14 protein-coding genes are annotated in these 12,898 nt (G+C 69.5%); 5 read left to right on the forward strand and 9 right to left on the reverse strand.

What is annotated here, in order from left to right; genetic code table 11:
* Positions 1-361: 361 nt before the first annotated feature.
* Positions 362-1,189, forward strand: coding sequence for a hypothetical protein (locus M0R80_15305; GenBank protein ID MCK9461000.1), 828 nt, complete (start codon positions 362-364; stop codon positions 1,187-1,189).
* Between the two features lie 3 nt (positions 1,190-1,192).
* On the opposite strand, the gene mnmE is transcribed toward M0R80_15305, so the two are convergent.
* From mnmE to rpmH, 7 genes are read right to left on the reverse strand one after another with little or no spacing between them, the layout of a single operon-like run.
* The gene (gene mnmE / locus M0R80_15310) at positions 1,193-2,566 is read right to left on the reverse strand and encodes a tRNA uridine-5-carboxymethylaminomethyl(34) synthesis GTPase MnmE (protein MCK9461001.1); all 1,374 of its coding nucleotides are present in this window, start codon (positions 2,564-2,566) and stop codon (positions 1,193-1,195) included.
* A 1-nt stretch (position 2,567) separates the two neighbouring features.
* Entirely contained in the window at positions 2,568-2,780 is a 213-nt protein-coding gene (locus tag M0R80_15315; GenBank protein MCK9461002.1) for a hypothetical protein, read from the reverse strand.
* Entirely contained in the window at positions 2,777-3,259 is a 483-nt protein-coding gene (locus M0R80_15320; GenBank protein ID MCK9461003.1) for a KH domain-containing protein, read from the reverse strand. Before M0R80_15320 ends, M0R80_15315 begins: the two co-directional genes overlap by 4 nt.
* Before the next feature lie 15 nt (positions 3,260-3,274).
* Entirely contained in the window at positions 3,275-4,984 is a 1,710-nt protein-coding gene (gene yidC / locus M0R80_15325; GenBank protein MCK9461004.1) for a membrane protein insertase YidC, read from the reverse strand.
* Between the two features lies 1 nt (position 4,985).
* Positions 4,986-5,225, reverse strand: a complete 240-nt coding sequence (gene yidD, locus M0R80_15330; protein MCK9461005.1) for a membrane protein insertion efficiency factor YidD — start codon at positions 5,223-5,225, stop codon at positions 4,986-4,988.
* Positions 5,222-5,596: a ribonuclease P protein component gene (rnpA, locus tag M0R80_15335; GenBank protein ID MCK9461006.1), complete on the reverse strand. Its 375-nt coding sequence runs from the start codon at positions 5,594-5,596 to the stop codon at positions 5,222-5,224. Before rnpA ends, yidD begins: the two co-directional genes overlap by 4 nt.
* Positions 5,597-5,611: 15 nt before the next feature.
* On the reverse strand, positions 5,612-5,761 hold the full coding sequence (rpmH, locus tag M0R80_15340) for a 50S ribosomal protein L34 (GenBank protein MCK9461007.1): 150 nt from the start codon (positions 5,759-5,761) through the stop codon (positions 5,612-5,614).
* A 146-nt stretch (positions 5,762-5,907) separates the two neighbouring features.
* Between rpmH and M0R80_15345 the strand changes: the two genes are divergently transcribed.
* From M0R80_15345 to M0R80_15355, 3 genes are read left to right on the forward strand one after another with little or no spacing between them, the layout of a single operon-like run.
* Positions 5,908-7,167, forward strand: a complete 1,260-nt coding sequence (locus M0R80_15345) for a glycoside hydrolase (GenBank protein ID MCK9461008.1) — start codon at positions 5,908-5,910, stop codon at positions 7,165-7,167.
* Positions 7,168-7,172: 5 nt separating this feature from the next.
* Positions 7,173-8,480 carry an endonuclease Q family protein gene (locus M0R80_15350; protein MCK9461009.1) on the forward strand — a complete coding sequence of 436 codons (1,308 nt, stop codon included), beginning with the start codon at positions 7,173-7,175 and terminating at the stop codon, positions 8,478-8,480.
* 30 nt (positions 8,481-8,510) lie between these two features.
* The gene (locus tag M0R80_15355) at positions 8,511-10,100 is read left to right on the forward strand and encodes a DnaJ domain-containing protein (GenBank protein ID MCK9461010.1); all 1,590 of its coding nucleotides are present in this window, start codon (positions 8,511-8,513) and stop codon (positions 10,098-10,100) included.
* A gap of 7 nt (positions 10,101-10,107) precedes the next feature.
* On the opposite strand, the gene argF is transcribed toward M0R80_15355, so the two are convergent.
* A complete protein-coding gene (gene argF, locus M0R80_15360) occupies positions 10,108-11,022 on the reverse strand; it encodes an ornithine carbamoyltransferase (protein ID MCK9461011.1) in 915 nt (304 codons plus the stop codon).
* Positions 11,023-11,025: 3 nt separating this feature from the next.
* Entirely contained in the window at positions 11,026-11,664 is a 639-nt protein-coding gene (locus M0R80_15365; GenBank protein ID MCK9461012.1) for a HEAT repeat domain-containing protein, read from the reverse strand.
* A 76-nt stretch (positions 11,665-11,740) separates the two neighbouring features.
* On the opposite strand from M0R80_15365, the gene M0R80_15370 reads away from it, so the two are divergent.
* The gene (locus M0R80_15370; GenBank protein ID MCK9461013.1) at positions 11,741-12,874 is read left to right on the forward strand and encodes an LptF/LptG family permease; all 1,134 of its coding nucleotides are present in this window, start codon (positions 11,741-11,743) and stop codon (positions 12,872-12,874) included.
* Positions 12,875-12,898: the final 24 nt, after the last annotated feature.

Consider the following 12,898-nt stretch of genomic DNA (forward strand, 5'->3'; position numbering starts at 1 on the left):
CACCAGCTTCACCGCCTCCGCCTTCTGCTCGTCGTTGAACGTGCGCCGCTTCCTCTTCGACATGTGGAACCTCCCGAGGGAAGTCTATCCCCTCAAGTCAGGTGTCCACAAAATCGGGGGAACTCCAACCCGCGCACAACGCGAGGACGATGAAGAGCGCTGAAGCCGTGTGCCGATTCACCCTGCCGTTCATCGTCGCCTCCGTTACTCCGATTATACAGCCCGGCGGAGAGCCGCGCTGCCTCTCTCTGGGTTTGTAAAAAGGTCGTAATTCCCTCTTCCAGAGCCGGTCGGCGCGAGATCCTGCATGCAGCGCATCCGTCGGGATCGCGAGACAGCAAAACAAACGGGAAAGGCGACCATGAAGAAGCATAAGCGCGACGAGGGGAACGAGAGCTCCGTCCAGGTGGCGCTCGACGAGCTCATGGGGATCGAGGAGGGCCGCCAGGCGGAGGAGCGCGCGGAGGCGCGGAGGAGGGCCGAGGAACAGGCGCGACGGAGGACCGAGGAGGAAGCGCGGCGCGCGGCGGAGTCGAAGGCTCGACGGATCGAAGAGCAGGCGCGGCGGCTTGCGGAAGAGCGGGGGCGTGAGGAGGAGGTGCTCGCGCGAAGGCGCGAGGCGGAGGAGCGGGAGCTCAGGATCCGCGCGGAGGCGGAGGCGAAGGTCCGAGCGGAGGAGCTGCGGCGGGCGCACGATTTCGATCTCCAGATGAGGCAAGTCGAGAACGGGCGGCGCCGGATCCCGCCATGGCTCGCTCCTTCGATCGCGGTGCTCTCGCTGGGGACCGTGGGGCTCTTCACCGCGCTCTACTTCGCGGCGCAGGCCGGCGCGGAGCAGCGCCTCGCCGAGGCCGAGCGGGCCAAGACGATCCTCAGAGTCGAGCTCGAGCGCGAAATCGGCGCGGCCCGGGCCGAACGGCTCAGCGCCGTGACTCAGCTCGCCGACGCGACCCGCCGTTTCGAGGACGTGCAGAGGCGCATGAGCGAACAGTGCACCGGGATCCCGATCATGAGCCGTCCGACGAAGCCGCGCACGGCCGCGTTGCCCCGTCCGGCCGTCGCCGAAAGCGCGCACGGGGACGGCCTGGAGGGCCTGACGGAAATGGCGCCGTACGTCCCCGACGATTCGGCGGACACGATCAAGTTGGGGAAGGATTCGAAGAAGGGGAAGGGCAAGAACGGCCGGTAATCCCTACTTCCCGAGGCAGAACGAGGAGAACACCGCGTCGAGCGCGTCAGCGTCCGCGTTGCGACCGGCAAGCGACGCGAGCGCCTCCCGCGCGAACCGAAGATCCGCGGCGGCAAGCTCCGGTAGATCGCCGTGTTCGAGCCGCGCCGCAGCCTCTCGGACGCTTTTCTCGGCCGAAGAAACCGCCTCGTGCTGTCGCGCCGTCGTGAGCACGACCTCATCCGGGATTTCCTCGTCCGCGAGCGCGTCGCCGATCGCCCGTGCGAGCTCGTCGCAACCCGCGCCGGTGAGCGCGCTGACGCCGATGCGGCGGGCCGATTCCAGCGCCGCGGAAAACCTGTCGGCGCGCCAGCCAGGAAGGTCGCACTTGTTGATCGCCGCGATCACCGGGCGGGGGAGGCCGCCGGCGCCCCTGAAGAGCGCATCGAGAGCGTCGGGATCGTCGGCGTCGGTCGCGCCATCGACGACGGCCACCACCAGATCCGCGGCGCCCGCCGCGGCGAGCGCTCGAGAGATTCCCAGCTCCTCGAGGCGGCCGGGCTCCTGCCGAAGCCCCGCCGTGTCCGCCAGGCGAAAGGGAACCCCGTTGAGCGCGATCTCGACCTCGAGGACGTCGCGCGTCGTACCGGGCTCCGGATCGACGATCGCCCGATCCGAGCCCGCGAGGCGGTTCAGGAGGCTCGACTTGCCGGCGTTCGGCGGACCCACGAGCGTCACCGCCGCGCCGTTCGAGACGCGGGCGCCCGCGCCGAAAGTGCCGGACAATCGTTCGAGGCTCGCCGCGATCGCAGCGAGCTCGCCGGCGATCGACGACGCAACGAGCGAGGGGAGATCCTCGTCCGGAAAGTCGAGCGCAGCCTCGAGCGAGGCCGCGATCCGGGTGAGAGCCTCGTAGTCGCCCTCGAGCCGCGCGGCGATCCCGCCGCCGAGCTGCCGCAGCGCGACGCGCGCCGCCCGCTCCGAGCGCGCCGACACGAGCCCCATCACGGCCTCGGCCTGAGTGAGATCCATCCTGCCGTTGCGGAACGCGCGGGCGGTGAACTCGCCGGGCTCTGCCGCGCGGGCGCCGGCCGCGATCGCCGCGTCCAGGAGCGCGCGCAGCACGACCGGGCCGCCGTGGCCGTGGATCTCCGCCGCGTCCTCACCGGTCGCCGTGCCGGGACCGGGCGCGAAGAAGCACAGCACGTCGTCGAGGCGGCGGCCGGTGCGCGGATGCATCGGGTGGCCCCTGGAGACGCGCCTCGGGTGCTCGATCGCGCGCGCGTTGGGCACGACCGCGGCGAGCACGGCGGCGGCGGCGGGGCCGGAGATCCTGACGATCCCGAGAGCGGCGGGCACGGGGCCGGTGGCGATCGCGGCGATCGTGTCGCCGAGCACCTCAACTCCCCCCTTCGGAGCGGATGTGGCGCTCGAGCTCGTCGCGGTGGGTCTCGACGTACGACCGCACGGCATCGTCCGTGAGGCCGAGATCCGTGAGCGTCTTTCTGTAGACGAAGCGGAAGCCGGGGTCGTCGGTCGTGCCGCGCAGCTCGAAGGATACCCTGAGCACGGCCGCGCCGAAGAGCGGATCCCGGCTCGGGCGTTCGCTCATTGGCTGGCCGTGGGGATGAGGCGGACGAACCGGTCCTCTCCCTCTCCGACACTCTCCGTGCGCACGCCGCCCATCTGCGAGACTATCATGTGCACGAGGCGGCGCTCCCTGGGAGGCATCGGCGCGAAGTCGCACGGCCGCTGCGTCTGGACGGCCTCCTCGGCGAGGCGCACCGCGTCCTCCCGGACCTTGTCTTCGCGGCGCCGGCGGTAGTCGCCGACGTCGATGACGATTCGGTCCTTGGCCAGCCCGGCGTTCGCGCCGGCGGACACGGCGAGATGCTGGATCGCCTCGAGCACCTGACCGTCGCGCCCGATCGCGCGCGCCTTGTCGGGGCCCTCGAGCCGCACGTAGTAGGTGCTGGTCTCCGCTTCGATGTCGATCTCCTCGACCCAGAGGTCGAAGCCGGCCCGCTCGACGAGGCCCGAGAGGTACTCCTCGAGCCAGGCGTCCGTGTCGTGTTTGTCGGCGGTGGTCACGCGCTTCCTCCTCGTTCACTTGACCGCGAGCACGGCGCTCCTCTTGCGTACGTACCACTGGTGCGCAATCGAGAGCACCGTGTTCACGAGAATGTACGCCGTGAGCCCGGATGGCAAGAACAGCATCATCGCCGTGAACATGATGGGCATCACGTACATCATCATCTTCATCTGAAGGTTGTCGCCGGCCATCGGCGTGATGCGCTGCTGGACGAACATGAGCGCGCCCATGACGACCGGCGTGATGAAGTACGGGTCCGGCTCGGACAGATCGTGGATCCAGCCGAAGAACTCCGCGCGGTAGAGCTCCGGGCTCGTGCGCAGCGTGCTGTACAGCGCGATCCAGATCGGCAGCTGGAGCAGCATCGGGAGGCACCCGCCGAGCGGGCTCACCCCGTGCTGCTTGTACAGCGCCATCGTCGCCTTCTGCTTCTCCTGCGGGTTGTCCTTGAACTTCACGTTGAGCTTGTCGATCTCGGGCTTGAGCGCGCGCATCCGCTCGCCGGACTTGAAGCTCTTGTGCTGGAGCGGCGTGAGCAGCAGCTTGACGACGACCGTGAGCAGGATGATCGCGACGCCCCAGTTCAGGACGAACGACTGGAACCAGAATAGGATGATGAGCAGCACGTAGCAGATCGGCGCGAAGATGCCGAAGTCGACCGACTTCTCGAGGCCGTGGCCGATCCGCTCGAGCAGCTGGAACCGCTTGGGGCCGAGGACGTTCTTCACCTTGAAGACGGCCGCCTCGCCGGGCGCGAGCGCCGTCTCGCCGAACCTGAGCTCTGCCGTGATCACGGGAAGCGTGGCGCCCGGGGCCGGGGTGTAGGCGGTGTTCGGGTAGATGTGGCAGGTGGTCGGGACCTTGTCCCCCGGGATCATCGCGCTGATGAAGTAGTTCGTGTTCAGCCCGGCGAACGCGACGGTCAGCCCCGAGTACGGCAGCTCGTCGGACCCGAACGCGTGGCGCTCGACGCTCGAGCCGTCGCCGCAGATGCCCTGGAGGACGTTCGGCTGCTTGCCGAACATGGACCCCTCGGCCTCTTCCGGGTGCTGGTACCCGGTCTGCGTCACTCCGGCGCGGAACGTCACCTTCTCGGCCGAGCGGTTCTTCACCTGCACCGTGAGCCAGATCTGGTAGGGGCCGGAGTCCTCGTCGACCTCGAACTTCTTCGTGATGATCACCGGGAGGTCGGGCTGGTCGAGCCGGAACACGGCGCTCGAGGCGGTCTGCTCCACGAGCGCGTAGTCGGGGTCATCGAGGAGCGCGTCGAGCCCCTCGGCCACCTCGAACCTGAGGGGATTGTATTTTTCGTACTCCTTCGAGTTCGTCGTGACGAGGTTGACCGGGACGAGCTTCTTCGACTCCGTGTCGCGCGTCCCTTTCGACCAGTCGTACGGCGGCTCGACGTACTGCGGGTTTTTGAGCTCGAACGCCGCGAGGGAGCCGCCGCGCGTCGTGAGCTTCGCTCGGAAGTCCTCGGTCTCCAGCGTGACGAGCTGCTCCTCGGGCCGCTCCTTGCGCGCGGCCCGCGCCGATGACTGGGCCTCCGCCTTCTGCTTCGCCCGCTCCGCGGACTTCTTCGTCTGGTGGGCGGTCTCGTTCGCCGCGCGCTGCTGCGCCTGGATCCTGTCGTAGTCCGGCGGCCCCTCGTCCGTGCACTGCCGGTAGAGGAAGAACCCGAGGAGCAGCACGCCGACCACGGCGAGGATGATCTTCCAGTTCATATCATGCTCCCTTCGTCCGCTCGGCGAGCTCCGGCGGCGCGTCGAAGCCGTGGCCGCCCCAGGGGTGGCATCGCAGGAGTCGTTTGAGCCCGAGCCAGGCGCCGCGCAGGACTCCGAACCTCTCGACGCAGACGGCGGCGTAGCACGAGCAGGTCGGCTCGTAGCGGCAGCACGGTCCGAAGAGCGGCGAGAGCGTCAGCTGGTAGAGGCGGATCGCCATGAGGAGGAGCCGCTTCATCATCGCGACGGCTCCGCGTGCCGCGCGGCGCGGCGCCCGAGCTCGAGGAGCTCGTCGGCGATCGCGGCCGCCGTGCAGCCCCTCGACGCGCGCTTGGCGACCACGACGAGGTCGAGCCCCGCGGGGAGCGCGTCGCGGTTCCGCCGGAACGCCTCGCGGACGAGGCGCCGGATCCGGTTGCGGACCACGGCCGGCCCGAGCTTTTTCGTCGTCGTGATCCCGAGTCGGGTCTCGGCGCGATCCCCTGCCCTGCGCACGATGCCGATGAGGAGGCGGCCGTGCAGGGCGGCGCCGGCGCGCTGGATCTCGAGATACTCCGTTCTCTTGCGGATCCTGACGCCCTTGGGGAAGCGCTCGTCGGTCGGGCGGACCATGACGGTCGATCGACCTTACTTCTTGTAGGTCGAAACGGTGAGGCGGCGGCGGCCGCGGCGACGGCGTGCGGCGAGGACGAGCCTGCCGCCCGGGGTGGCCATGCGCGCCCTGAACCCGTGCTTGTTGCGCCGTTTCCGCCGATGCGGTTGATACGTTCTCTTCACCACGGCGATCCTCCACTCTCCGTGCCGGGCGGGCAGTGACCCTCCCGGCGAGCGCAGAACCAAACCACAACCCCCTATAAAGTGTCAAGAAGGATCGAGCGGTAAATCCGTGATCGCGGGCGCCGCGCTTCGGGTAGGATGCGGCCATGATCAGAGCATTCTTCCCATTCTTCCCATACCTCCCATGCCTCCCATTCCTTTTATTCCTCGCCTGCGGCGAGGAGGAAGGCGGGGCCCCAGACGCCGGCCCCCCGGACGCCGGCGACCTCGACACCGACACCTGGCCGGAGATCGCCGGGCTCGACTGCACGTTCACGCCTCAGACCGGGTCGTTCGTCATCCGTGCGCTGCCCGAAGGCCACGTCGCGTTTCCGGATATCGCGCGCCTGCCGAGCGGCGAGATCCTGCTCGTCTACCGGGAGGCGGCGCTGCACGGCGTGGACCCGACGGGCCGCATCGTGCGCCAGATCGGCGCGGCGGACGCGCTCGACTGGAGCGAGCCCGAGACGCTCCACGACACCCCAGACATCGACGATCGCGATCCGTCGGTGACCGTCACGAGCGGGGGCGGGGTGATCATCAACTGGTTTCAGTACCTTTACGAGGTCACCGATGACGGCGATCTCGGCGTGCACCAGATCTTCTTCGGCCGCTCCGACGATCTCGGCGCGGCGCTCGCCGAGACGTCCATGGTGCCGGGCGAGTCGATGGGCTACCCGGGCGCGCACCTGGGTGACGACGAGCTGTGGACCGACGCGGCGGGCGATCCGGTGGTCGTCACCGCGTGCTCGAGCCCGATCCGCGAGATCGGCGGCACGCTGTTCGTCCAGAACTACGGCGGCTACGCGTGGAACATGTCGAACGCCGACGCCCCGCGCTCGCGCATCTCGCTCTTCGCCAGCGGCGACGGGGGCTCCGCCTGGGCCGAGCTGCCGATCGCCGACGGACAGGCCGCGGACACGTGGCTCCAGGAGCCGTCGCTCCTCGCCCTCGGGCCGGACCGCTGGATCGTACAGCTGCGCACTGCGGCCGGCTCGAGCCCGGGCAACGCGGGGAACCTGTGGCAGACGACGACCGACGACGGCGGCGCGACGTGGACCGAGTACGAGGATCTCGGCTTCGTCGGCCACGCGCCGTATCTGTACCGGCTGGGCAACGGGGTGCTCGTGTCGGCGTTCCGGTGGCTGAACGACGCGTTCACGTCGACGAACGTGAATTTCATCTACTCCATGGACGAGGGCGCAACCTGGAGCGACATGGTCTCCATCCTGGATCCACAGGTCGTCGAGGTCGGCTACCCGTCGATCCTCGAGCTCGAGGGGAGCAAGATGCTGGTCGTCTTCTATGTCGGCGGCACGACGATCCGCGGCGCGATCTACGACTTCGAGCTGGTGGAGGCGATCTAGCGCTCATGCGCCTCGTCGCCGATCTCCACATCCACTCCCGCTTCTCCCGCGCGACGAGCCGGGATCTCGACTTCGTGGCGCTGCACCGCGCCGCGCTCACCAAGGGAATCGGCCTCCTGGGCACCGGCGACTTCACGCACCCGGGCTGGCTCTCGGAGATACGCGAGCAGCTCGAGCCGGCCGAGGACGGGCTCTTCCGGCTGCGACCGCCGCAACGTCGCGCCGCGGAGGCAGGGCTGCCCGCGGCGTGTGCCGGCGAGGTGCGGTTCGTGCTCCAAGTCGAGATCAGCAACATCTACAAGCGCGACGGGCGGACCCGGAAGAACCACAACCTCGTGTTCGTGCCGTCGATCGACGCCGCCGAGCGACTGAACGCGAAGCTCACCACGGTGGGCAACCTCGCGTCCGACGGCCGCCCGATCCTCGGGCTCGACGCGCGCCACCTCCTCGAGATCGCGCTCGAGACCGATCCGCTCGCGTTCCTCGTGCCCGCCCACATCTGGACACCGTGGTTCTCGCTCCTCGGCTCCAGGTCGGGGTTCGAATCGATCGAGGAGTGCTTCGGCGATCTGGCAAGGCACGTGTTCGCGGTGGAGACCGGCCTGTCGTCGGATCCGCCCATGAACTGGCGGGTGAGCGGCCTCGATCGGGTGACGCTGGTCTCGAGCTCGGACGCGCACTCGCCGGGGAAGCTCGGGCGCGAGGCGAACCTGCTCGATGTCGAGCCCGGGTACGAGCCGCTCCTCGGGGCGCTGCGCGAAAGGCGCGGGTGGGGCGGCACGATCGAGTTCTACCCCGAGGAGGGGAAGTACCACCTCGACGGCCACAGGAAGTGCGGGCAGCGGCTCGCGCCTTCGAAGACGCGCGAGCTCGACGGCGCGTGCCCGGCGTGCGGCGGCCCGGTCACCGTCGGGGTCATGAGCCGCGTGGAGGAGCTCGCGGACCGTCCGGCCGGATCGAGGCCCGAGGGGGCGCCGGGCTTCACGAGCCTCGTGCCGCTCGACGAGATCGCCGGCGCGGTCGTCGGCGCCGGGCCGTCGTCGGCGCGGGCCGCGGCGCTCGTCCGGGACGTCCTCGCGCAGCTCGGGCCCGAGCTCGCGGTGCTCCTGGAGGCGCCGCTCGAGGAGCTCGCACGGGCCGGCGGCCCGGCGCTCGCAGAGGCGGTGCGTCGGGTGCGGGCGGGAGAACTCGAGATCGACGCCGGCTACGACGGCGAGTTCGGCGACGTGCGCATCTTCGGAGAGGGCGAGCGGGAGCGCTTCGGCCAGGGCGGGCGCCGTCGTTGTGCGCGCCGGGCAGTTGTGAAATATTAGGCTTCGCCCGCCGGGGGGGGGGGAGAAGACGTGCACACGGAGAACCGACCGACGCCGCTCGCTCACGGGAACTTCGGCAAGACGCCGTTCCCGCACATCCTCGTGTACCTCATGCACAAGCGGCTCGGCGGCACGCTCGAGGTTCGAGCCAAGAGCGAGACGGTGACCGTCTACTTCCGCGACGGGATGCCCGGCAAGGTGCGCGCGAGCCTCAAGGGCAAGGGGCTCGGGCAGGTCCTCCTCGACCTCGGGCTCATCAGCGACGGGCAGCTCAAGGCGTGCCAGCTGGAGATGAACGCGAGCGGCGGATTCCAGGGGCAGATCCTGATCCGGCAGGGCGCGATCGACGCGGCGACGATGGTGCGGGGGCTGCGGGCGCAGATGCTGCTGAAGCTCGTCGACGTGTTCGCCATGACCGAGGCGGAGTACGCCTTCTACGATCGCGTGAACCTGCTCGTCGGTGAGGGGCCGGACGAGGTGTTCCCGCTGGATCCTTACCCGCTGCTCATGGCCGGCGTCCGCACGCACGGGCTCAAGATCCGCATGGAGCCGGTGCTCGAGTCGCTCAAGGGCCGCTGGATCTTCATCGAGTCGCTCGACCCGATCCGGCGGTTCAGACCGAACCAGCGCGAGCAGGAGATCTGCCTCGCGCTCGCGAGGAAGCCGCGAACGTTCGAGGAGCTCACGAGCGCGGGCAAGTTCGGTCTCCAGGATGTGCGCGCGCTTCTGTACGTCATGCTCATCACCAAGGAGATCAAGCTGCTCGACTCCGTTCCCGCCGATGGGAGGGTATCGATGGCGCCCGACGCTTCTTTGCGCCTCGACTCCGTCCCGCCGGCGAAGCGGCCCGGCGCCGCGCTCTCGCCCGAGGGCAAGGCGCAGCGGGAGAAGATCCTCGCGAAGGCGTCGCAGATCTCGAACCAGAACTACTTCGAGATGCTCGAGGTTCCGCTCGGCGCGCCCGCCGAGGACGTGCGCAAGGCGTTCTTCCGCCTGGCCAAGCTGTACCACCCGGACAGGGCCACGGGCGAGCTCGAGGACATGAAGGAGACGCTCGAGTACCTCTTCTACAACCTGTCCGAGGCGCAGACCACGCTGATCGACCCCGACACGCGGGAGGAGTACGGCGCGGCGATCAGCGAGGGGATCCGGCGCACCTCGGTGATGCCGCCCGGCGCCGCCGACGCCGAGGTGCGGGACGTGCTCGAGGCGGAGAAGCTGTTCCAGAAGGCGCTCGTGCTCATGCGGCGCGATCAGATCGCCAAGGCGCTCGAGCTCGTCGACCAGGCGCGCATGATGAACCCCGACGAGGGGGAGTACCTGGCCGTGTGGTCGAGGCTGCAGCTCCTGTCGCGCGCCGCGACGGCGCCGGTGGACGACATCGTCGTGCACCTCAGGCGCGCCGAGGAGCTCGCGCCCAAGTCGGAGCGCGTGCACCTCTACCTCGCCCAGGCGCTCATGCGCGCCGAGCGGCAGACCGAGGCGAAGATGCACTACGAGCGGGTCCTGGAGGTGAACCAGCGGAACGTCGAGGCCGCGCGCGCCTTGAGGCTGATGGAGATGCGCCGCCCCAAGGAGGGCGACGAGAAGAAGAGCTTCATCAAGAAGCTGTTCGGCTGAGCGCGCCCTACTTCCCGAGGAGCTTGATCAGAACGGCCTTCTGCGCGTGCAGCCGGTTCTCGGCCTCGTCGAAGACGACCGAGTTCGGGCCGTCCATCATGTCGTCGGTGATCTCGCGGCCGCGCTCGGCCGGAAGACAGTGCATGACCAGGGCGTCCTTCTTGGCGTGCGCGAGGAGCTTGGCGTTGATCTGGAACGCCTGGAGCGCCTTGGCCTTCTCCTCGGCCTTGTCCTTCTGCCCCATCGACGCCCAGACGTCCGTGTAGATGACGTCCGCGCCCTTGACCGCGGCCACGGCGTCGTGGTGCACCGTGACCTGCGACAGGCCGCACTTCCTGGTCTCCTCGAGGATCGTCATGTCCGGCAGCGTGTCGGGCGAGGTGCCGATCCGCAGATCCATGGGGATGCGCTGCGCCATGCGCATCCAGGTGTTCGTCAGGTTGTTGCCGTCGCCGAGGTAGGCGATCGAGAGGTTGTCGATCGTCTTGCGGTGCTCGAGGATCGTCTGCATGTCGCCCATCACCTGGCAGGGGTGCAGGAGATCCGTGAGCATGTTGACCACCGGGACGTCCGCGTGCTTCGCGAGCTCGACGACGCCGGGGTGCGAGAAGGTCCGGATGCAGATCACGGCGAAGTAGCGCGACATCACCTTGGCGACGTCGTGGATCGACTCGCGCTTGCCGAGCTCGATCTCCTTGTCCGTGATGTAGATCGCGCTGCCGCCGAGCTGTCGGAATCCCACCTCGAACGAGCAGCGGGTGCGCAGCGACGCCTTGTGGAAGATCAGCGCTCCGACGCCGCCGCGCAGGACGTCCGGGCACTTCCCCTCCTTGGTCTTCGCCTTCACCTCGATCGCGAGCTGCAGGTTGGCCCGGATCTCGTCGCTCGAGAAGTCCGTCACGCACAGGAAATCGCGCTTCATGGTCTACTCCTCCTCTTCCTCGATCATCTCGATCGCCTGTCCCGCGAGATCGCCGATCGTCCACTCCTTGAGCTCCTCGCCCTCGCCTTCGCCCTCGACCGCCACGACGCGCTTGTCGGAGGTGAGCGTCTTGAGCGCCGGCACGGACGCCGGATCGCCGAAGTCGGCGAGCGCCTCGATGGCCGCCGCGACCGCGTCCGGGTCGTCGGCCTTCAGGAACTCCGCGATCGCCTTCGGCGCGTCCGCGTCGTCGGTCATCGCGAGGAGGAACGGCATCTCCTCCGCGGCCGGGCAGCCGGCGCCGAGGGCGTAGTCGATCGCCGGGCGGACGAGCGCGAACCCGTCCTCGGCGACGCCGAGCAGCGACTCGCCGGCGAGCCTGCGGACGTCCGGGTTCGAATGGGAGAGCCCGCGGGCCAGGAGCTCGGCGCCGCGCTTGCCGAGCGGGATCGCCATGTCCGTCGTGCGGACGAGGGCGATCGACACCGGATCTTCCTCGCCGATCGCCGCGAGCTCGCGATCGAGCGCCTCGCGGAGGGCCGCAACCTGCTCCGCCTCGTCGCGCTCGTCGAACGCGTCGCGCAGCTCCGCGATCCTCGAGTCGAGCTCAATGATGTCCGCAAGCAGCTTCTTCGCGCTCATCGCCGTATTCCCTCCTCTGCCCGGGTCGGGCACGACGCTTCATAGCAGAGGCTTTACGAGAAGACGAGCAGATGTTTTGCTCGATCCCATGGCGCGGATCGCCCTGTACATCGCCCGGCAGATGCTGCCGTGGTTCGCGTTCTCGCTCGGCGCCGCTGCGCTCCTCTTCCTCGTCACGCAGCTGCTCCGGGTGGCGCCGCTCTTCCTCGGCGCCGATGCCACCGCGGCGGAGATCGCGGCGGATCTCCTCCTCCTGCTCGTGCCGGTCCTCGGCTGGGCGCTCGCCCCGGCGTTCGCGGTGGCGGTGTTCGCCGTGGGCGGCCGCATGTCGTCCGACGGCGAGCTCGTGGCGCTCGACGCGGCGGGGATCCGCCGGATAACGGTCGCCGCGGGGCCGGTCGCCATGGCGGTCGCCGTTTCCGCCGCGAGCGCCGCTGTCTGGATCGCCGCCGCGCCCGCCGCCTGCGGCGCGCTGCGGGTCGACGCCGCCCGCCTCGCGGGCCGCGCGATCGCCGGAAGGATCTCCGCCGGGAGCTTCGTGGTGCCTTCGCCGGGGGTCACGGTGTACGCGGACGCGGTCCGCGGGAGGCGACTCGAGGGCGTGCTCGTCGAGGACGCGCGCGATCCCGGGCGGCCTTTCCAGATCGTCGCCGCGGCCGCCGAGCTGCGCGTCGAGGACGGTGAAGCGGTGTCGCTCGCGTTCGAGCGGGGGGACGCGTTCTTGGAGGGCGGCGCGCCGGCGTCGATCGGGTTCGACGCCCTCGCGCTCAACGCGCCCATCGGCGACGCGGCGGACGCGCTCGACGCTTTCCTTCCCGAGGCGCTCGCGGCGCGGACGGCCGAGCTCCTCGGCCCGGCGCCGAAGGGCGTGGAGGAGGGCGATTGGCGTTTCGCCTTGTGGCGGCGCGTCGCGGCGCCGGTCGGGTTCCTGGCGCTCGCGTGGGCCTCGGCGGGCCTCGCGTTCGTCGTTCCGTGGCGGCGGCGCGGCTTCGCGGTCGCGTGCGCGACGATCCTCTTCCTCGTGTTCCACGCGGCGGGCCGCCTCGGCGAGGCGCTCCTCGCGGAGGGCGCGCTCGGGCCGGGTGTTTCGGCGTTCCTGCCGGCCGTCGCGACGCTGCTCCTCGCCGCCGCGATCATCGCCGCGGTCCGCCTGCCGCGCGGTCCGTCGGGCACGCGGAGGCTGCGAAGTTCCGTTGTTGAAAAAAGGTGAATGGGGTATGAGTCTACCGTGCCG

This window comes from Pseudomonadota bacterium (assembly GCA_023229365.1).
Lineage (GTDB): Bacteria > Myxococcota_A > Polyangia > JAAYKL01 > JAAYKL01 > JALNZK01.